This window comes from Nocardiopsis gilva YIM 90087 (assembly GCF_002263495.1).
In the GTDB taxonomy this organism is placed as follows: Bacteria; Actinomycetota; Actinomycetes; order Streptosporangiales; family Streptosporangiaceae; genus Nocardiopsis_C; species Nocardiopsis_C gilva.
In genome coordinates this window covers 3,006,568-3,030,137 of sequence record NZ_CP022753.1, presented here as the reverse complement: position 1 = coordinate 3,030,137, position 23,570 = coordinate 3,006,568, and the positions used below count along the sequence as shown (strand labels likewise).

The 23,570-nt window shown below is 71.1% G+C and carries 18 protein-coding genes and 1 pseudogene; 7 read left to right on the top strand and 12 right to left on the bottom strand.

Going from position 1 to position 23,570, the window contains the following annotated elements; translation table 11 throughout:
- Positions 1-50: 50 nt before the first annotated feature.
- Together CDO52_RS29475 and CDO52_RS13885 are read left to right on the top strand one after the other, a co-directional pair.
- Positions 51-1,069: pseudogene (locus CDO52_RS29475) on the top strand (AfsR/SARP family transcriptional regulator); the annotation flags it as partial.
- A gap of 144 nt (positions 1,070-1,213) precedes the next feature.
- Complete coding sequence (locus CDO52_RS13885) at positions 1,214-3,682, top strand: ATP-binding protein (protein ID WP_394340792.1); 2,469 nt, start codon at positions 1,214-1,216, stop codon at positions 3,680-3,682.
- Here the strand turns inward: CDO52_RS13885 and CDO52_RS13880 are convergent.
- Positions 3,645-4,754, bottom strand: coding sequence for an NAD(P)-dependent alcohol dehydrogenase (locus CDO52_RS13880; protein ID WP_017616625.1), 1,110 nt, complete (start codon positions 4,752-4,754; stop codon positions 3,645-3,647). The two genes, CDO52_RS13885 and CDO52_RS13880, sit on opposite strands and share 38 nt — an antisense overlap.
- A gap of 369 nt (positions 4,755-5,123) precedes the next feature.
- Here CDO52_RS13880 and CDO52_RS13875 point away from each other — a divergent pair, with 369 nt between their 5' ends.
- The 3 genes from CDO52_RS13875 (at position 5,124) to CDO52_RS13865 (ending at position 7,960) form a co-directional block, all read left to right on the top strand.
- Positions 5,124-6,797, top strand: coding sequence for an MFS transporter (locus CDO52_RS13875; RefSeq protein ID WP_017616626.1), 1,674 nt, complete (start codon positions 5,124-5,126; stop codon positions 6,795-6,797).
- 36 nt (positions 6,798-6,833) lie between these two features.
- Complete coding sequence (locus CDO52_RS13870; protein ID WP_017616627.1) at positions 6,834-7,241, top strand: nitroreductase family deazaflavin-dependent oxidoreductase; 408 nt, start codon at positions 6,834-6,836, stop codon at positions 7,239-7,241.
- 332 nt (positions 7,242-7,573) lie between these two features.
- Entirely contained in the window at positions 7,574-7,960 is a 387-nt protein-coding gene (locus tag CDO52_RS13865; RefSeq protein WP_017616628.1) for an RNA polymerase-binding protein RbpA, read from the top strand.
- 104 nt (positions 7,961-8,064) lie between these two features.
- Here CDO52_RS13865 and CDO52_RS13860 read toward each other — a convergent pair whose 3' ends face one another.
- The 3 genes from CDO52_RS13860 to lnt all read right to left on the bottom strand — a co-directional run bounded on the left by CDO52_RS13860 (position 8,065) and on the right by lnt (position 11,344).
- Complete coding sequence (locus CDO52_RS13860; protein ID WP_017616629.1) at positions 8,065-8,886, bottom strand: HAD-IIA family hydrolase; 822 nt, start codon at positions 8,884-8,886, stop codon at positions 8,065-8,067.
- 167 nt (positions 8,887-9,053) lie between these two features.
- Positions 9,054-9,578 (bottom strand): FxsA family protein, encoded by a 525-nt coding sequence (locus CDO52_RS13855; RefSeq protein WP_017616630.1) that lies wholly within the window; start codon positions 9,576-9,578, stop codon positions 9,054-9,056.
- Positions 9,579-9,670: 92 nt separating this feature from the next.
- Positions 9,671-11,344 (bottom strand): apolipoprotein N-acyltransferase, encoded by a 1,674-nt coding sequence (lnt, locus tag CDO52_RS13850; protein ID WP_017616631.1) that lies wholly within the window; start codon positions 11,342-11,344, stop codon positions 9,671-9,673.
- A 782-nt stretch (positions 11,345-12,126) separates the two neighbouring features.
- On the opposite strand from lnt, the gene CDO52_RS13845 reads away from it, so the two are divergent.
- Positions 12,127-13,347: an ABC transporter ATP-binding protein gene (locus tag CDO52_RS13845; RefSeq protein ID WP_017616632.1), complete on the top strand. Its 1,221-nt coding sequence runs from the start codon at positions 12,127-12,129 to the stop codon at positions 13,345-13,347.
- 117 nt (positions 13,348-13,464) lie between these two features.
- On the opposite strand, the gene CDO52_RS13840 is transcribed toward CDO52_RS13845, so the two are convergent.
- From CDO52_RS13840 to CDO52_RS13805, 8 genes are all read right to left on the bottom strand, one after another.
- On the bottom strand, positions 13,465-14,412 hold the full coding sequence (locus CDO52_RS13840) for a carbohydrate ABC transporter permease (RefSeq protein WP_017616633.1): 948 nt from the start codon (positions 14,410-14,412) through the stop codon (positions 13,465-13,467).
- Between the two features lie 34 nt (positions 14,413-14,446).
- Positions 14,447-15,826 (bottom strand): carbohydrate ABC transporter permease, encoded by a 1,380-nt coding sequence (locus CDO52_RS13835; protein WP_026125389.1) that lies wholly within the window; start codon positions 15,824-15,826, stop codon positions 14,447-14,449.
- Between the two features lie 33 nt (positions 15,827-15,859).
- Entirely contained in the window at positions 15,860-17,161 is a 1,302-nt protein-coding gene (locus tag CDO52_RS13830; RefSeq protein ID WP_017616635.1) for an ABC transporter substrate-binding protein, read from the bottom strand.
- On the bottom strand, positions 17,154-18,398 hold the full coding sequence (locus CDO52_RS13825) for an ABC transporter ATP-binding protein (protein WP_094932427.1): 1,245 nt from the start codon (positions 18,396-18,398) through the stop codon (positions 17,154-17,156). Before CDO52_RS13825 ends, CDO52_RS13830 begins: the two co-directional genes overlap by 8 nt.
- 281 nt (positions 18,399-18,679) lie before the next feature.
- Positions 18,680-19,834 carry an acyl-CoA dehydrogenase family protein gene (locus CDO52_RS13820; RefSeq protein WP_017616638.1) on the bottom strand — a complete coding sequence of 385 codons (1,155 nt, stop codon included), beginning with the start codon at positions 19,832-19,834 and terminating at the stop codon, positions 18,680-18,682.
- Positions 19,835-19,994: 160 nt separating this feature from the next.
- Entirely contained in the window at positions 19,995-20,264 is a 270-nt protein-coding gene (locus tag CDO52_RS13815; protein ID WP_017616639.1) for a type II toxin-antitoxin system RelE family toxin, read from the bottom strand.
- On the bottom strand, positions 20,261-20,530 hold the full coding sequence (locus tag CDO52_RS13810) for a type II toxin-antitoxin system Phd/YefM family antitoxin (RefSeq protein WP_017616640.1): 270 nt from the start codon (positions 20,528-20,530) through the stop codon (positions 20,261-20,263). Before CDO52_RS13810 ends, CDO52_RS13815 begins: the two co-directional genes overlap by 4 nt.
- Positions 20,531-20,558: 28 nt before the next feature.
- Positions 20,559-21,713 (bottom strand): glycosyltransferase family 4 protein, encoded by a 1,155-nt coding sequence (locus tag CDO52_RS13805; RefSeq protein ID WP_094932426.1) that lies wholly within the window; start codon positions 21,711-21,713, stop codon positions 20,559-20,561.
- Positions 21,714-21,873: 160 nt separating this feature from the next.
- Here CDO52_RS13805 and CDO52_RS13800 point away from each other — a divergent pair, with 160 nt between their 5' ends.
- Positions 21,874-23,520 (top strand): glycoside hydrolase family 13 protein, encoded by a 1,647-nt coding sequence (locus CDO52_RS13800; RefSeq protein WP_051060624.1) that lies wholly within the window; start codon positions 21,874-21,876, stop codon positions 23,518-23,520.
- Positions 23,521-23,570: the final 50 nt, after the last annotated feature.

Below are 23,570 nucleotides of genomic sequence, written 5' to 3'. Positions count from 1 at the left end.
TCCTGCGAACTGAAGGGGGATCAGTGGGGATTCAGTAGCGGGGTAATGGGATGGCGACATTGGGTGATTCAGTGGATATCCACCGTTACGTCGCCCGACCGATCATTGGGGGACGGGGCACCCCGCGTCAAGAGCCGGAAGCTCGATTCCGCGGGCGTTGCGCGGCTCCCGCGGCTCCGGGACCGACCGGCACAGCACGGCGGACCGGAAGGCCCGGCCCCATGATCCACAGCTCCGATAGGGTGGCCGCGGGGAGAATAGGGGCGTTCCGGCGGCATCCGGGCGTTCCCGGGCGACGTGCCACGATCCAGGCGAGCGGGGGACGGGCCCCGGTGAACGGGACCACACCCCCGACATGTCACCGGCGGCACCGGAGGTGGGCGAAAATCATTGCCATGCGGTTCGGTATCCTCGGCCCCCTGCAAGCGCGCTCCGGCGACGGGCAGCCCGTCACGATCAACGGATCACGGCTCCGCGGGCTGCTGATCCTCCTGTTGCTCGACGCCGGGCAGGTGGTCGGTACCGAGCGGCTGATCGACGGGCTGTACGGCCACACCCCACCGGAGGGGGCCGCCAACGCCCTCCAGTCCCTGGTGTCGCGGCTGCGCCGCGGCCTGGCCGGATCCGATGGCGCCGGACCGGCCGTCGAGTTCCATCCCGCGGGCTACCGGCTCGCGGTCGACCCCGACGACGTCGACGCCTACCGCTTCGAGCGGCTGGCCGCCGACGGCCGCGCGGCGCTCGGCGCGGCCGACCACGCCCGTGCCGCCGGCCTGCTGCGCGACGCCCTGTCGCTGTGGCGGGTCCCGCCCTCGCGGATGCCGGGCCGACCCCCTTCGCCCGCGCCCAGGCCGAACGCTTGGAGGAGCTGCGGCTGGCCGCCCGCGAGGATCTCAACGAGGCCGAGCTGAGCCGGGGCGAGCACCGCGCCCTGCTGACCGAGCTGCGCGACCTGGTGGCCGCCCACCCGCTGCGGGAGCGCCCGCGCGGCCAGCTCATCCGCGCCCTCTACGGGGCGGGCCGCCGGGCCGAGGCGCTCGCCGCGTTCGAGGACGCCCGCCGTGTCCTCGCCGAGGAGCTGGGCACCGACCCCTCCCCCGAGCTGGCCGAGCTGCACCTGGCCGTCCTGCGCGGCGACCCCGCTCTCAGCGCCCCCGCCCAGCCCGCGGCCGCGCCCCCCAGGCAGCAGCTGCCCGCCCAGCTCACCAGCTTCGTGGGACGCGAGGACGAGCTGGAGCGCGTCGCCGCCCTGCTCAGCACCCAGCGCCTGGTCACCCTCACCGGCCCGGGCGGGGTGGGCAAGACCCGGCTCGCGGTCGAGGCGGCGGCCCGCTACCCCGGCGAGGTGTACTTCGCCGAGCTGGCCCCGCTCAGCGACGGCGCCGACCTCCCCCTGGCGATCCTGGACGCCCTCGGTGCGCGCGACACCGCCCTTCCCGCGCTGATGCCGGGCCGCCCCGGCCAGGCGCCCGAGGCCGTCGCCCGGCTGACCGGCGTCGTGGCACAGCGACGGCTGCTGCTCGTCCTCGACAACTGCGAACACCTCATCGGTGACGCCGCCCGGCTCACCGACCGCCTGCTGCGCGCCTGCCCCGGCGCGCGGGTGCTGGCGACCAGCCGCGAGCCGCTGGGGCTGACCGCCGAGCGGCTGTGCCCCGTGCCGCAGCTGGCCTCCGCCCCCGCCGACAGCACCCTGTCGGCGGCCCTGGACTACCCGGCGGTGCGGCTGTTCGCCGACCGGGCCGCCGCCGTCCGCCCCCACTTCACCGCGGAGGAGGGGACGGCCGAAGCCGTGCTGCGGATCTGCTCGGCCCTCGACGGCCTTCCGCTCGCGCTGGAGCTGGCCGCGGCACGGCTGCGCTCGCTGCCGGCCGCCGAGGTGGCCGCCCGGATCGACGACCGCTTCGGGCTGCTGTCGCGCGGCGACCGCGCCGCCCAGCCCCGCCACCAGACCCTGCGCGCCGTGGTGGCGTGGAGCTGGGACCTCCTCGGGGATGCCGAGCGGCGGCTGGCCCGCCGCCTGACCGTGTTCTCCGGCGGCGCCACCCTGGAGGCGGCGGCCCGGGTGTGCCAGATGCCCGAGGCCGAGGTCGTCGACCTGCTCACCGGCCTGGTGGAGAAGTCACTGGTGGAGACCGCCGATGGGCGGTACCGGATGCTGGAGACCATCCGCGCGTTCTGCACCGAGCGGCTGGAGGAGGCCCAAGAGCGCGACCGCTTCCGCACCGCCCACGCCCGGCACTTCCTCGATCTCGCCGAGACCGCCGAGCCGCACCTGCGCCGCGCCGAACAGGTGGACTGGCTGCCCCGGCTCGCCGCCGAGCAGGAGAACCTGCACGCGGCGCTGCGCTGGTCGGTGGAGTCCGGCGACCTGGACGCCGCGCTGCGGCTCGTCGGCGCGCTGTCCCCGTACTGGTGGCTGCGCGGGCTGCGCGGGAAGGCCGGTCCCCTCGCCGGTGAGATCCTCGCGGCGATCACGGCCGCCTCCGCCGACGGCGCGTCCCCCGCACCGGCACCCCCGGCCGGGCGCGAGGAGGAGTACGTGCTGTGTGTCGTCAACGCCGCCTCGGGCGGGGTAGACGCCCACCAGCTGGAGCCCCACCTGGCCGTGGCCGAGGCGATCGTCCGGGACACGCCGCGCCCGCTGCGGCTCCCCCTGGTCGACATGCTGTGGTCGGTGGCCAGCGGCGCCCCCGAGCGACAGTTCGACATCGCCCCGCTGATGCGCGACAACCTGGCCGCCCCCGACCCCTGGACCCGTGCCATCGCCCACGTCCAGCTCGGCTACGCCGCGTTCGCCGGAGACGTGGCCGAGGAGGCGGAGCGCGCGTTCACCGCGGGGCTGGAGGGCTTCCGATCGCTCGGCGACCGCTGGGGCATGGTGCTGGCGCTGACCGGCCTGGGCGGACTCGCGGAACTGCGCGGCGACGGCGAGCGGTGTATCGCCCACGCCGACGAGGCACTGGCCATGACCGAGGCGCTGGGTGCCACAGAGGACACCGTGGAGATCCTGTCCCTGCGCGGTTCCGGCCGCGCGAGCCTGGGCGACCTCGACGGCGCCGAGGCCGACCACCGGCACGCGGCGGAGATCGCCCGCCGGGCCGGGATCCACGAGGCTCTGGCCGGGGCCTACCGCCGGCTGGCCGAGGTCGCCCTGCGGCGCGGCGCCCCGGGCGAGGCGCGGCGGCTGTGCAGTGCGGCACTGACGGAGTGCCAGGCGGGGTCGAGCTCGGCGATCGAGACGCGGGCGCTCATCCACATCACCCTGGGCGGCATCGCCGCGGCCGAGGGGAACACCGCGCGGGCCCGCTTTATCTACCTTCAGGCGCTGGAGTCCATCCCCGGAGCACGGATCTCCGCGCCGGTGGCCGACGGCCTGGCCGCCGCCGCGATGATCGACGGCGACGCCGAGGGCGCCGCGGTCCTGCTCGGCACGTCGGCCGCCCTGCGCGGTGCCCCGACACCGTGCCCCCGACAGCCGCGACCTGGCCGAGCGGTGCCGCGCCGCCCTGGGCGGCACCGCCTTCGACGCGGCGCGCGGCCGGGGAGCGACGCTGCCCCTGGACCGGGCGCTGGCGCTGACCGGCGCCGTCCCTTCGGCGTCGGGCGGCTGACCCGCCACCTCGGAACTCCGCGCACGGGTCTCAGTCGGCTCCGTGGTCGTGCAGGAGGACGGCCTTGACCGTCCGGCCGCCGCGCACGTCGTCGATGGCGGCGGAGATGTCGCGCAGCGGGTAGGTGGTGACGAGCCGGTCCACCGGGAACCGGCCCTGCCGGTGCAGCGCCAGGAGCCGGGGGATGAGGACGGCCGGGGACTGGTGGCCCATCACGGAGCCGGTGACGGTGCGCCCCTTGAGGAGCTCGAAGGCGTCGGCCGACAGCTCCTGGCCGGGCCCCGCGACCCCCAGGATCGCCGCGGCGCCGAGCGGAGCCAGCGCCTCGACGGCGGTGCGCATCACCCCGACCGCGCCGGTGCTCTCGACGGCGTAGTCGACACCGCGCCCGCCGGTCAGCTCCCGGATGGCGGTCAGCGGGTCGACGTGGCGCGAGTCGATCACGTCGGTGGCCCCCAGCGATCGGGCGAAGTCGAGGCGCCCTTGGTCGCGGCCGACGACGATGGTCCGCGCCGCCCCGGCGGCGACGGCGGCCAGCAGCGCGCTCAGGCCGACGGTGCCCGGGCCGAACACCGCCACGGTGGATCCGGCCTCGACCCGCAGCGAGTTGAGGACGGCGCCGGCCCCGGTGATGACGCCGCACCCCATCGGCGCGAGCACCTCGAAGGGGAGGTCGTCGTCGGCCGGGACCACGGCACGCGCGTGCACCAGACCGGAGGAGCCGAAGGAGGACTGCCCGAAGAAGTGGTCGTGCACGGGCCGGCCGGCGGCGTCGCGCAGTCCGACGCTGCCGTCGGCGCGCTGCGCCCCGAAGTTGAGCGCGATGTGCTCGTCGCAGTACATGGTCATGCCGCGTCGGCAGTTGGCGCAGTGCCCGCAGGAGTCGAGGCTGAGCAGGACGCGCGCCCCGGGTGCCAGGCCCTCGACGGCCGATCCGACGGCTTCCACGACCCCGGCCCCTTCGTGGCCCAGCACGGCGGGCAGCGGTGTCGGCATCCGACCGGCCGCGGCCTCGAGATCGGTGTGGCACAGTCCGGACGCCGCGTACCGGACCCGCACCTCGTCGGGGCGGGGGTCGTCCAGTTCGAGCTGCTCGATGCCGATGGTGTCGCGGGCGACGGCCGCGGTGATCGTGGTCATGGCGCTGCCTGTGGGGCTCGACGGTCCGACACACGGCGTCGCGCCGAGCTCGGCTGGACCGGAGGCGGGTGCGCCGATCGACGAGGATGCGGGCGGCCGCGGACAGCGACCCTCGCCTCCGCTGGCATCGTCGCCGCAGGTCGTGTGGGGTGTCAAACACCTTGGGGCGGCCTTTGCCGCGCATTGGCCGACGGAGGCGGCATGGGGCGGACGGCGGCCGACGGTAGCCCGTCCCCGCCCGTCCGCGGCGCTGGCCCGCCGGTCGGGGTGGTGCCCGCGTACCGGTCCCGTCAGCACGGTCAGCGGGTGGGGCGGGTGCGGTCAGCGCCGGGTGCGTGCGCCGTCAGCGGGGCGGACCACGGTGGGAGCATGGACTCAACCGCGACCACCACAACCACGGACACCGGCGGGCGCGCCGGACGCAAGGAATGGATCGGGCTCGGACTACTGGTGCTGCCCGGGATGCTCGTCTCGATGGACATGTCGGTGCTGTACATGGCCCTCCCCTGGCTCGGTGAGGACCTGCGGCCCAGCAGCGCGCAGCTGCTGTGGATCATCGACATCTACGGGTTCCTGCTGGCCGGTCTCCTGATCACCATGGGTTCGCTGGGCGACCGCATCGGGCGGCGCCGGGTGCTGATGGCCGGCGCCGCCCTGTTCGCCGTCGGGTCGCTGGCCGCGGCCTACTCGACCAGCGCCGAGATGCTCATCGCCGCCCGCGCCCTACTGGGGATCGGCGGTGCGACGCTGGCGCCGTCCACGCTCTCGCTCATCCGCAACATGTTCCACTCCCCCCAGCAGCGGCGGACCGCCATCGGTATCTGGACGGCCGGGTTCAGCGGTGGCGCGATGCTCGGGCCGATCATCGGGGGCCTGCTGGTGGAGTCGTTCTGGTGGGGGTCGGTGTTCCTGCTCAACCTCCCGGCGATGGTGCTGGTGCTCGCCCTGGCCCCGCTGATGGTTCCGGAGTTCCGTGATCCCAAGGCCGGGCGGTTCGACCTGATCAGCGCCGTGCTCTCGCTGGCCGCTGTACTCCCGGTGATCTACGGGATGAAGATGTTCGCCGAGCACGGCTTCGCGTGGACCTCCACGCTGTGCGTCGTCGTCGGGCTGGCCCTCGGGGCGGTGTTCCTGCACCGGCAGCGGAAGGTGGACCACCCCATGATCGACCTGCACCTGTTCCGCGCCCGCGCGTTCAGCGCCTCGCTCGGCGCGGTCACCCTCGCCATGTTCGCGATGTTCGGCGCCATGTTCTTCATGTCGCAGTACCTGCAGCTGGTGCTGGGCCTGCGACCGTTCATGGCCGCCGTGTGGACGATGCCCTCGCTGCTGGGCATGATGGTCGGCGTCACGCTCGCCACGATCCTGGTGCGCTTCGTCCGGTCCGGATTCATCGTGAGCGGCGGTCTGCTGGTGGCGGCCTCCGGCATCCTGGTCATCACCGGGATCAGCGCGGAGTCCGGCCTGCCCTACATCGTCGTCGGCGGCATCCTGATGTCCGGCGGGCTGGGCGCGGTCACCGCCCTGATCACCGACCTCATCGTGAGTTCGGCGCCGCCGGAGCGCGCCGGTGCGGCTTCAGCGATCTCGGAGACCGCCAACGAGTTCGGCGGCGCGGTCGGCATCGCCGTCCTGGGCAGCGTCGCCACGGCCATCTACCGCGCCTACATCAACGCCAACACGCCCAGCGGGCTGCCGGACGCGGCCGTGGACGCCGCTCGCGACACTCTGGCCGGGGCCACGGGGGCGGCCGCCGAACTGCCCCCGGCCGCCGCACAGGAGCTGCTGGCGGTCGCCCGCGAGGCTTTCACCCAGGGAATCCACGTGAGTTCCTACCTCGGTGCCGGGGTATTGATCGTGACGGCGGTGCTGTCGGCCTATCTGCTGCGGCACACCCGCCCGCACAGCGATGACTCGACCGCGGGCGACACCGAGAGCGCAACCAGCGCGGAGGCCGACACCGGCGACGGCGCGCACACCGATGCCGAGAGCGGCCGCGGAGGCGAGGCCACCGCCGTGGCCGTCCCGAGGGCCGATGGTTAGGGGCCCGCGCAACCGGACGAAGGGCAGGGTGACATCGTGCTGTTCGGCAAGGAACACGTCGAGCGCTACCAGGCGACCGACGGCGAGGAGGGACACGACTGGGTGAAGGGCACGACCGTCCTTCTCCTCACCACAACGGGCCGCAAGACGGGGAAGCGGTACACCACCCCACTCATCTACCGGTCCGACGGCGCCGACTTCGTGGTCGTCGCCTCGAACGGCGGTGCGCCGGACTCTCCCTCCTGGTACAAGAACCTCACGGCGCATCCGGAGGTGGGGGTCCAGGTGAAGGGCGACCGGTTCACCGCGCACGCGAGAACCGCCTCGACGCAGGAGAAGGCGCGGCTGTGGCCGCTCATGGCCGAGGTGTGGCCGGACTACGACAACTACCAGGCCAAGACCGACCGTCCGATCCCGGTCGTCATTCTCCAGCGCGCCGAGTGACCCAGGCCCCGCCCGCGCGTTCCCGGAACTCGGGGAATGCGCGGGCGGGTCTGTTTTGTTCATCTGCCGGGCGGGGACTTCAGATCCCCGTACGGCACACCACCACCGCACGGTAAAGATCCGGCAAAACAACGGACAACCAGGGGCGATGTGCCGCAACGCGGAGGAGTCGCAGGGCGAGAGAATGGCCCAGCTGTCACAATGGGCGATAGGTTCGTCACAAAGAGCTGAACATTATCGCACGGTTGGATTACCCCTGTCAGGGGAATCTTGACACGGACCGACGCGTTACATCCACGAAGACCGCTAGAGCGCCTGGAGGCACGCACACGATGGCCGAGCGAGCACTTCGCGGCACACGACTCGGGGCGACCAGCTACGAGAACGACCGCAACACCGACCTGGCACCTCGCCAAGAGGTCACCTACGACTGCCCCCGGGGCCATCGCTTCTCCGTCACCTTCGCCACTGAGGCCGAGACCCCGGCGAACTGGGAGTGTCGGTTCTGCGGCGACAACGCCCTGATGGTCAACGGGGAGGAGCCGCAGGAGAAGAAGGCGAAGCCCGCGCGGACGCACTGGGACATGCTGCTGGAGCGCCGGAGCATGGAGGACCTGGAAGAGGTCCTCGCCGAACGCCTCGCCCTCCTCCGCGCCCGCCGCAAGGAGGAGCAGGAGCACCTGGAAGCGATGACAGCGGAGCAGCGGCAGAGCGCCTGACGCGTCCGCTTCCACACATTCGACGAGGGGCGGTGGCCAGAACCAGGCCACCGCCCCTCGTCGTGCGTGCTCACGCCGCTGTGCCCCACATGCGTCGGGGACGCTCAGTCGACCTTGGCTTCCTTGACCGCCCCCGGCGGCAGGTCCGCCTCGCCCGACCAGTCCTCGCCGAACGGGTCGGCCGTGGCGCCGATCAGGTCGGCGACGGAGTCCAGGACACGCGTGGGCCGGTAGGGGAACAGGTCGGCGGTCTTGTGGTCGGAGATGCCCGAGAGGACCAGCAGCGTGTGCAGCCCGGCCTCCAGCCCCGAGCGCACGTCGGTGTCCATCCGGTCGCCGATCATCAGCGTGTTCTCCGAGTGGGCACCCAGAGCACGCAGCGCCGAGCGCATCATCAGGGGGTTGGGTTTGCCCACGTAGTAGGGGGCGCGTCCGGTGGCCCGTTCGATGAGCGCCGCGACCGCGCCCGTCGCCGGGAGTGAGCCCTCGCGGCTGGGCCCCTTCTCGTCGGGGTTGGTGGCGATGAAGCGGGCGCCACCCTCCACGAGCCGGATGGCGCGGGTTATCGCTTCGAAGCTGTAGGTGCGCGTCTCCCCCAGCACCACGTAGTCCGGGTCGCGGTCGGTCAGCACGTAGCCGATGCTGTGCAGGGCCGTCGTCAGCCCGGACTCCCCCACCACGAACGCCGAGCCGCCGGGCCGCTGCTGCTTCAAGAAGCGGGCGGTGGCCAGCGCGGAGGTCCAGATGGACTCCTCGGGGATGTCCAGGCCCGTACGCAGGAGGCGCGCCCGCAGGTCGCGGGGGGTGTAGATGGAGTTATTGGTCAGCACCATGAAGCCGATGCCGTTGTCCCGCAATTCGGAGACGAAGGTGTCGGCGCCGGGAACGAGGTGCTCCTCGTGCACGAGCACCCCGTCCATGTCCATGAGGTAATTCCACCGGATTTGTTTGCTCACGCCTCCGATTGTCCCGCGATCACGTGTGTGCCCGCCACCCCGGACACCCCGTTGAGCGGGAACAATGGCGAGGGACCGGTGAATCTCCGGTGTGCTGGCGCCACAGGGGACCCAATTTCGGTCTTCTCCAGGGCGCCTCAGTCGCGGCGCGTCAGGCCGTCGCCGCCCTCACCGGAGGCGGCGCCGGGCGCTTCGTCCTCGACGATAACGCCCGGGACGACCTTTCCGGAGCCGGGTCGCTCCCCGGCGACGGGCCCGCCGCTCGGCGCGAACGCGCCGTTCACGGGGACGCCCATCTTCTTGATCCGGCGCTCGGCCCAGGCGATGAACGCCCAGCGCAGCGCGGGCCGGGTGAAGGGCAGGGCCAGGACGGCGCCCACGGCGCCGGTGAGGAAGCCCGGCGTGATCAGCAGGATGCCGCCGACCATCACCATCAGGGTGTCGAGCAGCCCGCCCTGCGGCGGGGCGCCGGTGCGCATGGCCTCATCGGCCTCGCGGAACGCCTTGGTCCCCGCTCCGCGCAGCGCCACGACACCCGAGGCGCTCAGCAGGAACAGGGCGGCGATCGTCCACGGCACGCCGATCTGCGACCCGACCAGGATCATCAGCCAGATCTCCAGGAAGGGCAGCGCCATCAGCGCAAGAACGATCAGCAGCGGCATGGGCACCATCCTCGACATCGCACTTTCCCCCAGCGGAACGTTCCGCGCCTCGGGATCGTTCCCGCCGCCGCACGGTGGAAGGGAGGCCTGATTCAGTCGCCCGCCGCGGTGTCGGCCGCGGCCGCGCTGTCGGGAGCGTCGGCGGCCCTTCGCGCCCGGCGAGCCCCGACGACACCGGCGATCACCGCGGCCGCCGCGATGAGGCTCAGCGCCGCCTCGGGTAGGGCGCCGAGCCGCGTCGCCACCGTCTGCCCCGACATCGCCGGGAGCTCGGCCACGTGCACGGCGGGCTCGTTCTCCGGGGACCGGTAGGTGACGGTGCCATCGGCCTTGGCCACGGCGCTGATGCCGCTGGTGGAGGCGACGACCGCCGGGCGGCCGTGCTCGACGGCGCGCAGCTGGGTGATGGCCAGCTGCTGGTCGGACTGGCCGGTGAAGTTGTAGTTGGCGTTGTTGGTGGGCACCACGATGATCTGGCCCCCGGCCGCCACCGCCTCGCGCACCGGCTTGTCGAAGGCGATGTCGAAGCAGATGGCCGTGGCCAGCGTCGTGCCGCCCAGCTCTACCGCGCCCGGCTTGGATCCGGGGATGGCGTCGCTGCCGATCTTCTCCAGCCGGGAGACGAACCGCGTGAAGAAGTCGCGGTAGGGGATGTACTCGCCGAAGGGGACGAGGTAGCGCTTGGTGTAGTAGTCGCCGGGGCCGTCCTCGGGGTCCCACACCACGCTGCGGATCTCGCGCTTGGCGCCGCCGTCGTGGAACTTGGTGAGCCCGAAGAGCAGGGGCGCGTCGATGTCCTTGGCGGCGTCGGAGATGAGCGCGGCGGCCTGGGGGTCGTTGTAGACGTCGATGTCGGCGGAGTTCTCCGGGAGGACCACCAGGTCGGGCTGGGGCACCTCATCGGCGTCCACCTGGCGGGCGAGCTCGTGCACGCCGTCGACGTGGTTCTGCAGCACCTGCATGCGCTCGCCGAGGATGTCCATCGTGCCGACGCGCGGGACGTTGCCCTGCACCAGGGCCACGGTGGCGGTGTGGTCGCGTGTGGGAGCGCCGACCAGGGGGACGGCCATGCCCGCCGCGCCGATGGCGATGGTGGCGGCCAGTCCGGCCGCCAGCGGGGCGGCGGCGCGCCGTACTCCGGCCTCGCGGTAGGTGCGCACGGCCCGCAGGGCACCGGCCAGCAGGACCGTGCCGGCGAGGGCCACCATGAACGTCACCAGCGCTGACGAGCCCCACGCGGCATAGCCGGCGAAGGGGGTGTCGGGCTGGGCGAAGGCGAGTTTGCCCCAGGGGAAGCCGCCGAGGGGGAACCGGGCGCGCACCGCCTCCTGCAGCACCCACAGCGCGGCGGTCCACACCGGCCAGGCGCGCAGGCGGGCGGCGCAGGCGATGCCCATCGCCATCGGGATGTAGTAGACGGTCTCGGCGGCGGCGATCAGCAGCCACACGTCGGTACCGAAGACGTCCTGCCACTTGATCAGGGGGACCATCAGCGTCGCGCCGGACACCAGGCCGAGCCAGGCGGCACGTCGCATCCGTACGCCCAGCACGGCGAGTGTCAGAAGCGCGGCGCTGAACGGCCCCAGCCACCACAGTCCGTACGGCGGAAGGGCGAGCAGCTGGGCCAGTCCGGATCCCACCGCGGCCAGGACGCGCGCGGCGAGGAGGATCCGCTCCCTGTCCCCGGTGACCGGCGCGTCCGGCGCCTCCCCGGCCGGTCCTGTCGCGGACTCCACCGGTTCCTGCCGGATGCCCTCAGCCACCACGCGGCTCGCCCTCTCCACCTACGTGTAAGGGGGACGCGGAAAAGGCCCGAGACCACCCTTCGGACCGGATCCGTCTCGTCGGCGGCGAGCGCGGAGACCGTTGTCTACTGGATGTCCGGGCCTTTTCCGGGTCCAACCCCCCGCCCGGTCGCGGAACCCCGAATCCCGCCAAACCTCCGACCGCACCTGGTGCGTGGTGCGACGTCCGGTAGGACGAGAAGCGGACCGCTCAACCGGTCCGTCCAGTGCTGGACTGGTCAGTAGATTACCCAGACTCTCCGTCCTCCGCCGCAACCCCCACGACCCGTGTCGGCCCCCGGGACCACGCCCGTGGGCGGGCAGGCCGGGCATACCAACGCAAGGCCGTCGAGCGCACGAAGTGACTGGAATCGGATAACCGCCGACAGGCTAACGCACCTGCCGAATCCATGCCAGCCCACCTTCCTCGCACCCCCTGTGAGCAGTGTATTCACCGTGGTAGCGGGGCTGACGAGGCGATCGGGCGCGCCACCCGTCGGGCCATGTGGGACGCACGTCCGAAATCAGCGGACGACGCGACGCGCGCGGGGCCACGCGGGCCTGAACACCCCGCTCCCCCACGCCCAGCATCGGGATATCTCACATCGTGGTCGCCCCATGATCGAAACCGTGCAAACTCTCGACAGAAGATGTGTCAGTGCTGTTCAATTGATCCAACGATTCGAAACGAATCGATCAACTCAGAAGATTGGCTGCTCGTTCCGGGCCTCCGGGCGGGCTACGAGCACGGGAGATGACCCCCCATGGCGAAAATCGTCCTCGACGGCGTCGACAAGGTGTACTCCGGGAACGTCAAGGCCGTCGACGACCTCAACCTGGAGATCAACGACGGCGAGTTCATGGTGCTGGTCGGCCCGTCCGGCTGCGGCAAGTCCACCGCGCTGCGGATGATCGCCGGGCTGGAGGAGATCACCGACGGCGATCTGCACATCGGCGACCAGGTCGTCAACGACCTCCCGCCCAAGGACCGCGACATCGCCATGGTCTTCCAGAACTACGCGCTCTACCCGCACATGACGGTCGAGCAGAACCTTGCCTTCGGACTGAAGCTGCGCAAGATCCCCAAGGCCGAGATCAAGGCGCGGGTGGACCAGGCCGCCGCCATGCTGGGCCTTGAGGCCTACCTCAAGCGCAAGCCGGCGGCGCTCTCCGGCGGTCAGCGCCAGCGGGTGGCCATGGGCCGGGCCATCGTCCGCGAGCCCCAGGCCTTCCTCATGGACGAGCCGCTGTCCAACCTCGACGCCAAGCTGCGCGTCCAGATGCGCGCCTCCCTCAACCAGCTGCACGAGCGCCTGGGTGTCACCACCGTCTATGTGACCCACGACCAGGTCGAGGCGATGACCCTGGGCGACCGCGTCGCGGTGCTGCGCGAGGGCCGCCTCCAGCAGGTCGACACCCCCAAGATCCTCTTCGACCAGCCGGTCAACCTGTTCGTCGCCGGATTCATCGGTTCGCCCGCCATGAACTTCGTCGTCGCCGAGCTGCAGCAGGACGGCGAGGGTGCGCAGCTGAAGTTCGCCGATCACACCCTGCCCATCTCCGCCGCCGAGCTCGACGCCCGCGACGGGCTGCGCTCCTACGTGGGCCGCCAGGTCATCCTGGGGCTGCGCCCCTCCGACTTCGAGGACGACGAGATCTCCTCGCACGGACCGGCCGCGATGACCGTGACCGCCGACGTCACCGAGGAACTCGGCACCGAGATCAATGTCATCTTCACGGTGAACGCCCCGCCGGTTCAGCACGAGGACGCCGCGGCGCTGGCCGCCGACGCTGCGGGCGACGGCCCGGGGGCGGAGTCGGCCACGCTGCCGCTGGGCGCGGACAAGACGCTGTTCACCGCCCGGGTCAGCCCGCGCAGCGGTGTGCGCCCCGGCCAGGCGGTCACACTCAGCGTCGACGTCACCCAGCTGCACTACTTCGACCGGGAGAGCGGCCTGGCCATCGGCCACCCCGCCAACCGCTGAGCCCTCTGGACGGCACACGACCCCGGTCGGGCGCGCCCACCGCGCGGCCGGCCGGGCCGCTGGCCGTCGCCTCCCCCGCTGCGCCTCTTGTCCGCCGCTCCCCTGGCGCCGCTGCGGCTACTTGACCGCGCCGGCCATGACGCCCTGCACGAAGTAGCGCTGGAACGCGAAGAACACCAGCAGCGGCACCACCATCGACAGGAAGGCGCCCGAGGAGATGACGTCGATGTTGGCGCCGAACTGGCGCATCTCCGACTGCAGGGCCACGGTCATCGGCTGGTTGGCGGAGTCGGCGAACACCAGCGCCACCAGCAGGTCGTTCCACACCCACAGGAACTGGAAGATCGCCAGCGAGGCGATGGCCGGACCACCCAGCGGCAGGATCACCCGGCGGAAGATGGTCAACTCCTTGCCGCCGTCCATCCGCGCCGCCTCCAGCAGATCGCGCGGGATCGCGGCGAAGAAGTTGCGCAGCAGGAAGATCGCGAACGGCAGGCCGAAGCCGACGTGGAACAGCACCACGCCCGGAATCGAGCCGTAGATGCCCAGGGGGCCGTACACCTGAGCGATGGGGATCAGCGCCACCTGCAACGGCACCACGAGCAGCCCGACCACGCCAAGGAAGAGCCAGTCGCGGCCGGGGAACTCCATCCAGGCGAAGGCGTAGGCGGCCAGCGCCGCGATCACGACGATCAACACGGTGGAGGGCACGCTGATCAGGATGGTGTTGAAGAACGAGGCGACGAACCCCTCGTTGTCCAGCAGACCGGCGTAGTTCTCCAGGGTGAGCCGCGAGGGCGCGGCCAGCACCGTCCACCACCCCGAGGAGGCGTTGTCCTGCGGCGAGCGGAGGCTGGAGACGAACAGCCCCAGCGTGGGCAGCAGCCAGAACAGGCCGACGAGTACCAGCAGCACCTGGATGGCGCCCGAGCCCGTGCGGGCCGCGATCCGCTCGGCCAGGGTGCGCGGCGGCCCGCCGTCGGCCTCGGAGACGGCGCCGGTCCCGGCCGCGGCGTCCGGTACCCCCTCCGGGCGTTCCGGACGCGTCTCCTCGCGTGTACTCATCGGCTCGCCTCCGATTCCGCCTCGCACCGGCTCCTCATCGGTTCTCCTGCCGGAACCGGCGAATCTGGAAGATCATCGCGGGGATCACGAGCACGAGCAGGAAGACCGCCAGCGCGCTGCCCAGCCCCTGGTCGTTGCCGCCGCCGAACGACACCCGCCACATCTCCACGGCCAGCACGTTGGCGTCGCGCTGCACCGACCCCGGCGCGATGATGAACACCAGGTCGAAGATCTTCAGCACGTAGATCATCAGGGTGACGAAGACGACCATCAGCACCGGCGACAGCAGCGGGACCGTGACCCGGCGGAACACCTGCCATTCGGTGGCCCCGTCGACGCGGGCCGCCTCCAGCGCGTCGCGCGGGATCGCCGCGAGGCCGGCCGCGATGAGCACCATCGCGAACCCCGCCCACACCCACAGGTAGGCGATGATGATCGACGGGGTGATGAGGGTGGGGCCCAGCCAGGTGAGGCCCCGGTAGGGCTCGGTGAAGTTGTCCGCGGCGAGCCGGAGGGTGTAGGGGCCGTCGCCCTCCAGCCCGGTGATCTCGAACGTGCCGTCATCCTCGGTGAGGGCCTCGGCGGCGACCTCGCCGTCCCGCACCGCCTGCACCCGCAGGGCGGGCAGGCCCGCCTCCGTGGCGTCGATGGCGCCGTGCCGACCGCCCCCGCCGCGGGTGAAGTCGAGCCACACGGTGCCCGTGAGTCCGCTCCCGGTCCCCTGCCCAGCTACGGCGGGTGCGGCGCTGTCGGGCACGTCGTCGGGCGGGATGCCCACCAGGGGGACCAGGACGGCCTCCCCGGTCCGCACCTCGCCGGTCAGCTCGTACCCGCCGCCGGGCGCCTCGGTGAGCGGCGCCTCGGGGCGCGGGCGGGCGTCGGGGTAGGCGGCTGAGGGAGCGACGGTGTCCTGGACGGTGGTGATGATCGCGTTGGCCAGGCCGCGCTCGGGGTCCTGCTCGTAGACGAGCCGGAAGATCACGCCGGACGCCAGGAAGGAGATGGCCATCGGCATGAACACCACGATCTTGAAGGCGGTGGACCAGCGGACGCGCTCGGTCAGCACCGCGAAGATGAGCCCGGCGATCGTCACCACGATGGGCGCCACGACCACCCAGATGACGTTGTTGCGCAGCGCGATGAACGTCTCCGGGTTGGTGAACATCGTGACGTAGTTGTCGATCCCGACGAACTCCAGCCCCTGGGCGCCCCACAGGCTCCGGTAGACGGAGAAGAGGATCGGATAGACCATGTACGCACCGAGGAACAGCAGCGCTGGCAGCAGGAAGACCAGCGCCAGCAACGGGGGCGGCCCCAGGCGGCCGGTTCCGCCGGGCGGGGCGGCCCCCGTCGCTTCACCGGGCGCGGGGGCGCCCGCCTCCGGCCCGCCCGCAGGTGTTCCGGTCGTCGCCATCGAAACCCACTTTCCGGCCGGTCGGCCCTTCGGCTACGACTCCGAGGCGGCCTTCTCCAGTGCCTTGGCCGCGCCTTCCGGATCGGTGGAGCCGCGCAGGAGGTCCTGCAGGATCGACCACATGCCCCGGCCCTCGGTGGCGCCGAACCTGCTGGGAACCTGGTCGGAGAGGTCGTAGCGGACGTTCTCGCCGGCCTCCACGATGGTCGTGGACAGGTTTTGGGTGAACTCGTCGGCGTAGGCGTCGGGCTTCACCCCGGAGTTCGCCGAAAGGTAGCCGCCGAGGCCCGCCCACGTGGACTGCGCCTCGGGCGACGCCAGGTAGGCCATCAGCTCCTGGACGCCCTTCTTGTCGGTCATGGCGACAGCGATGTCCCCGCCGACGACCACCGGTGCGTTGTCACCGACCGCGGGGAAGGGGAACGCCACCGCGTCCTTGCCCACGGCGGCCCCGGCCTCCGCCACGCTGGCGCCCACGAAGTCGCCCTCGAAGACCATGGCCGCCTCCTGCTGGCCGTAGACCTCGGAGACGCAGGTCGGGAAGTCGGTCTGGACGGCTCCCTTCTGGCCGCCCTTCATCATGTCGTCCTCGCCCCACACCTCGTCGAGCTTGTTCAGGGTCCGCACGACCGTGTCGTCGGTCCAGGGGATCTCGTGGTCGACGAGCTTGTCGTAGTTCTCCGGCCCGGCCTCCGACAGGTAGACGTTCTCGAACCAGTCGGTCAGCGTCCACCCCGAGGCGCCGCACATCGCGAACGGGGTGATACCGGCGTCCGAGAGCGTGCTGGAGGTCGTGTCGACGAGATCGTCCCAGGTCTCGGGCGGTTTCACCCCGGCGGCATCGAAGGCGTCCGGCCGGTACCAGATGATCGACTTGTGCGCGGCCTTGAGCAGGACGCCGTAGGGCTCGCCGTCGACGGAGCCCAGACCGCGCCAGTAGTCGGTGTAGTTGTTCTCCAGCGCGGTGGCCGCCTCGCCCTTCAGCGGCTTCAGCGCGCCCTGCTCGGCGTACTCGCGCACCAGTCCCGGCTGCGGGAGGGCGGCGATGTCCGGCGGCTCGCCCGCCTCGATCTTGGGGCCGAGGTAGGCGCCGGTGTCCTCGCCGGTGGCCTCGTAGTTGACGGTGGCCCCGGTGTCCTCCTCGAAGCCGGACAGGACCTCCTCGAAGTTCTTCTGCTCCGCGCCGGTCCACTTCGCCGCGACCGTCAGGGTGACGCCGTCGAGCTCGCCCCCGGCGCCGGACGGCCCGCTGCCCGGGCTGCAGGCGGTGGCGGCCAGCAGTCCGCCGACGGCGATCGCGGCCAGTCCGCGTGATCTCCACACGTGCTCAGGCATGTGTGCCCTCCACTTCGCTGCTGTGGGACGCCGGATCCCCCCAGATGCCCGCGCCGGTCGCGGGGTCGAAGAAGTACAGCCGCGCCGTGTCGACGCGCACCCGCACCGGCCGCCCGATCGCGGTGCTCGACCGCGGGCTGAACCGCGCCGTGATGTCGCTCTCCGTTCCGCCCGCGTCGCCCGCGTCGACGTCCACGCCGACGTCGCGGGCGAGCTCCCGGGTGTCCTCGGTGACGACGGGCGGGGCGTCCAGGCGGAAGTGGACCAGCAGCTCGGAGCCGAGTGCCTCGACGAGCTCGGTGGTGGAGGTCAGCACGGACCCGTCGGCCTCGGGGGAAAGGTCGGCGTCGTCCATGTCCTCGGGCCGGATGCCGACCGCGATGTCGCGTCCCACGTACGCGCCCAGACCGCGCTCGTCGACCGTCGCGGCGGGCACGTCCAGCGTCTGCCCGCCGACGACCAGCCGGGCGCCCGCGTCCGTTGGAGCGTCGGTCTCCAGCCGGGCCTGCAGCAGGTTCATCGCCGGGGAGCCGATGAACCCGGCGACGAAGATGTTGGCGGGGCGCTCGTAGAGCTCCTGGGGCGGCGCCACCTGCTGCAGCACGCCCTTCTTCAGCACCGCCACGCGGTCGCCGAGCGTCATCGCCTCGACCTGGTCGTGGGTGACGTAGATGGTGGTGACGCCGAGGTTGCGCTGGATGCGGGAGATCTCCGCGCGCATCTGAACGCGCAGCTTGGCGTCGAGGTTGGACAGCGGCTCGTCCATGAGGAAGGCCTTGGGGCTGCGCACGATGGCCCGGCCCATGGCCACCCGCTGGCGCTGTCCGCCGGAGAGGTTGCGGGGTCTTCGGTCGAGGTGTTCGGTCAGGCCGAGCGTGGCGGCGGCTTCCTCGACCCGCTCTTTGATCTCGGCCTTGGGGAGCTTGCGCAGCTGCAGCCCGAACCCGATGTTGTCGCGGACGGACAGGTGGGGGTAGAGCGCGTAGCTCTGGAAGACCATGGCGACGTCGCGGTCGCGGGCGGGGGTGCGGTTGACGACGCGATCGCCGATGGAGAGGGTCCCCGCGGTGATCTCCTCCAGCCCGGCGATCATGCGCAGCGCGGTGCTCTTGCCGCAGCCGGAGGGACCGACGAGGACGAGGAACTCTCCTTCACCGATGTCGAGATCGAGACCGCTCACCGCGCTCGTGCCGTCAGGGTAGGTTTTTCCGACCCCCGCCAGCTGGACTCTCGCCACGTTCCGCCTCCATCGGCCTCACTATGGGCGCGCCACGACGGGCGCGGGTCCGATCACCGGGACACATGTGGCTGTGACGTATGTCCCACCGACTCATGAACATGTCGTATCAGCGAATGTTCACACATAACAGGGGCCGGAACCCCCTGTTATGAATCCGTGTCGGGCAACCGGTTCCCAGGAAACAGCGGTGCTTCCCGCGCCGCATGCGCCATCCGTTCAATGCGTGGACGACCTCGGAGAGCAATGATTTCAACACACAGCGAACAGCTGCGTCGCCGTCACTCCCCTTCGGAGAGTCGGCGGCCGATCACCAGCCGCTGGATCTGGTTGGTGCCCTCGACGATCTGCAGCACCTTGGCCTCCCGCATCAGCCGCTCGACCGGGAAGTCGCGGGTGTAGCCGTAACCGCCGAGGACCTGAACGGCGTCGGTGGTCACCCGCATGGCGGTGTCGGTGGCGAACAGCTTGGCCATCGCCGCCTGCTTGCCGTAGGGCCGTCCGGCGTCGCGCCGACGGGCCGCGGCGAGGTACAGCTCACGGGCGGCCTCGATCTGGGTGGCCATGTCGGCGAGCATGAAGCTCAGCCCCTGGAAGTCGATGATCGGCCGACCGAACTGCTGCCGCTCGCGGGCGTAGTCGACAGCGACATCGAGCGCGGCCTGGGCGACCCCCACCGCGCAGGCGGCGATACCGAGGCGCCCGGAGTCCAGCGCGGCCAGAGCGATGGAGAACCCCTGGCCCTCCTCGCCGATGCGCGCATCAGCCCCGACCTCGGCACCGTCGAAGCGCATGACGGCGGTCGGCGAGGCGCTCATCCCCATCTTCCGCTCTGGCGCATCGGCAGAGACACCGGGAGTGGACGCGGGGACGTGGAAGCAGCTGATGCCTCTCCCCCCGGAATCGGGGGCGCCGGTCCGCGCGAACAGCGTGTAGAAGTCGGCGTGCCCACCGTGGGTGATCCACGACTTTGCACCGTCGACCCGGTACCCGGAGTCGGTACCCTGCGCGCGCGTGGACATCGCCGCCGCGTCGGACCCGGAGTGGGCTTCGGACAGGCAGTAAGCACCGAGCAGCTCTCCGCCGAGCAGGTCAGGAAGGAGCGCGGCCCGCTGATCCTCGGTGGCGTAAGTGGCCACGGGAAAGCAGGCCAGGGTGTGCACACTCAACCCGAGGCCCACGGCCAGCCAAGCACTGGCCAGCTCCTCCACGACCTGCAGATACACCTCATAGGGCTGGTCGCCACCGCCGTACTCGGACGAATACGGCAGCCCGAGCAGCCCGGCCCGCCCGAGCAGGGTGAAGACATCCCGGGGAAACGCCGCGTTCTCCTCATCGGCCGCAACCCGCCCCGAGAGCTCCTTGTCCGCGATATCCCGAACAAGCTCCAGCAGGTCTGCTGCCTCCGACGTTGGAAGCGTGCGGTCCACGGCCATGCGTTCCCTCTCCTACGCCACAGACGACCGAACAGTTAGTAGGTCGTCCAACTATATGGTGACGCAGAGCACCTTATCTCACGATACGTCCGACCCTGGCGGCGCCCTAGAGTCCAGGCACGAGGGAGCAACCGGGTCACTCGGGACCGGGACCACACCCTCACGAGCGACGTTTGTAGATCTCCGATCGATGCCCGACTTCGATCACCCAGATGATCAACTCTCCGTTGTCGACCGTGTAGATCACGCGATAGTCGCCCACCCTCAGCCGACGCCGCTCGGGCCGTGACACCATGGCGGTCGAGTTGCAGCCGTAAGGATCCTCCTGCAGGTTTGTGAGTTTGCGGAGGATGGTCATCGCGAAACGCTTCGGGATCTTGCGGAGGTCGCGCCGAGCCTCCTCGTGAAACCTGGTGCGGAAGGAGGTCACTCGGACCTCGCCAGGGTCTCTGCGATCACGTCCTCAAGTGGCACACCGGGGCCCGGCTCGGCCATGCGCTCATCCACGATCCGGTTCAGCTGCTCCTCTTCCCACTGCAGGAACTGGCGCAGCGCCTCGATGGGGATGATCGCTCCGACTTCCTTTCCCCGACGCGTGATGACCGTCGGGGATTCGGTGGAGTTCACCCGGTCGATGACTTCGGACAGGTGGTCCCGTAGATCGCGAATCGATTCGCTGGGAAGTTGCTCTGCCATGTACCAATGGTACCAACGGTACACATCATCATGCGGCCCGAAACAGCTCTTCAAGGCGCTGGGCCGTGAGGTCCCACGTCCATTCCTTCGCAACCATCTCTCGGCCCCGTTGGCCCATAGCTTGGGCCTGGTCGGGGGCGCTGAGGAGGCGGTGGAGTTTGTTGGCGACGGAGCGGGGTTCGCGGCCGTCGACGACGAAGCCGGTTTCGCCGTGGCGGACCGTGTCCGGGGCTCCGCCGGAGGAACCGACCAGGGCCGGGAGTCCGCTGGCGGCTGCCTCCAGGTAGACGATGCCGAGCCCCTCGGCTTCCAGGCCTGCTTTGCGTGTTCGGCAGGGCATGGCGAAGACGTTGGCGGCGGCGTAGAAGGACGGCATTTCGTCGTGGCCGTGGCTTCCCGCGAACACGACCTCGTCACTGACTCCTGTCCAGGCCGCCAGTTCTCGTAGGCGTCTCTCATCCGGCCCCTGGCCCACCACCACGAGGCGTGCGTCGGGCAGCCACCGTCGCACCCAGGACATGGCTCGGATCAGGGTGTCGACACCCTTGCGCGGCACCAGTCGGCAGGCGCACAGGATGACCGGTCCGTCTCCCAGGCCGTACTTTTCTCGTACCGGTGTGCCGTCCCCGCCGGCCGTGAACGCCCTCGGGTCGACGCCCGGCGTCAGGCGTGCCATGCGTTCGCGGTCGGTCGACCGCAGTGCCCGCCCGATCTCGTCGCGCGTGAAGTCGCCCAGGTAGGTCAGCACATCGACCTTCTCCCCGATGCGGCGCAGTGCCAAGCGAGCGCCGGGGACGCGGGCCCACCACACCTCGTGGCCGTGGGACATCGCGATGATCCGCCGCGCCCCCGCATCACGCAGTCCGCCCGCGAGCAGCCCCAGCGGTGCCGCCGACCCGATCAGGACGCGCTCGCATCCATACCGCTCCAGCAGTCCGGCGGCCCGGTGCGCGACGCGCCGGGTGGGCAGCAGCATGTGGGAGCTGTCGCGAACCACCGGGAACGGCTGCCGCCGGTCGAAGTCGCGCTCCGCCTCCTCCAGACCGTCGGTGCACGACGTGTAGACGACCACGCCCCCTCCCTCAGCGCCGGGCATGCGCCGCGCCAGCTCATAGCAGAAGGTCTCGATCCCGCCCCGGCGTGGCGGGAAGTCATTGGTGATCAGCAGAGTGCGCGGTGGCATGGAGCTATAGACCTACATTCCGGCCCGGAAGCGTACGGAAGAAGACGGACTCGCGTGAACGGGAACGGCGAATCCTCCCGGACGATACCCGCTGCGATCCCCGCTGAAGACCTGGCCCACGGACGTTTCCGCGACGTGAGGACGGGTGATCACTTCCGGCATGAGCGCTCCCCGAGGCACCCCTGAGACCGATGCGTGGTGGCGCGATGCCGTCATCTACCAGATCTACCCGCGCAGCTTCGCCGATGGCGATGACAACGGCACCGGCGACCTGATCGGCGTTGCCCAGCGGATCGGCCACCTCGCCGACCTGGGCGTCGACGCCCTGTGGCTGTCCCCCTTCTATCCCTCGCCGATGGCCGACGGCGGCTATGACGTGGCCGACTACCGCGATGTCGACCCGCGCTTCGGGTCTCTGGACGACTTCGACGCCCTCGTCGAGGCCGCTCACGGGCGGGGCATCCGGATCTACATCGACATCGTGCCGAACCACACGTCCTCGGCCCACCCCTGGTTTCAGGCCGCTTTGGCCGCTCCGAAAGGGTCTGCCGAGCGTGACCGCTATGTCTTCCGCGACGGGCTCGGCCCCGACGGCGACCAGCCGCCGAGCAACTGGGCGTCGCGGTTCGGCGGCTCCGCCTGGTCGCGGACGCCCGACGGGCAGTGGTACCTGCACCTGTTCCATCAGGACCAGCCGGATCTCAACTGGTCCAACCCCGAGGTGCGCGCCGAGTTCGACGACATCCTGCGGTTCTGGTGCCGGCGCGGCGTCGACGGATTCCGGATCGACGTCGCCTACGCCATGGTCAAGGATCTCGACGAGCCGCTGCGGGACGTCGTCATGGTCCCGAGCCACGCCGACGAGGTGGCCGCCAACCCCGACCACCCGTTCCTGGACCGCCCCGAGGTGCGGGACATCCACCGGGAGTGGCGGCGGATCCTGGACGGGTTCACCCCGCCGCGCGTCGCCATCGGCGAGATCTGGCTGCCGACCGATCGGAGGCTGCGCTACCTGGGTCCGGACAAGCTGCACCAGGCGTTCGACTTCGACTTCCTGCTGTGTCCCTGGGATGCGGCGGCCTACCGCGCGGTGATCGACGAGGCCGTGGACGGGGCGACCGCCGCCGGGAGCGTGCCGACGTGGGTGCTGGGCAACCACGACACCGTGCGCCCCGCCTCCAAGTTCGGGCTGCCACCGGGAACGGACACGACGGCGTGGCTGATGAGCGACGGCACCGCGCCGCCCGCCGATCCCGCCCTGGGTCTGCGCCGGGCGCGGGCGGCGGCGCTGCTGCAGCTGGCCCTGCCCGGTGCGGCCTACATCTACCAGGGCGAGGAACTGGGGCTGCCGGAGGTCGCTGACCTGTCGCCCGAGCAGCTGCAGGATCCCGTGTGGGAGCGCAGCAGGCACACCGCCAAGGGGCGCGACGGCTGCCGGGTGCCCATCCCGTGGGAGAAGTCCGGCCCCTCACTGGGCTTCGGGCGCACGGCGGGGTGGCTCCCCCAACCGGAGGACTGGTCCGACCTGTCCGTCGCGGCCCAGACCGGGGACCCGGGGTCCACCCTGGAGATGTACCGCGCCGCTCTGCGCGCGCGCCGCGCGCTCTCCCCCGGCACACGGTTCACCTGGGACCGTGATCTCAACGTCGGCTATGTCCTTGCCTTCCGCCGCGACGACCACCTGATCGTGGTCAATACGGGCAGCACACCGGTCCCGTTGCCACCGGGTGAGGCGGTCGTCGCCAGCACCGATCTCCCCCCGGCCGAACTTCCGGGCGACGCCACGGTGTGGCTGCGCACCGGCTGACCAGGCGTGCCCCCGCCCCGTCAGCCGGGTCGCTTTTTGCGCGGTCGGGA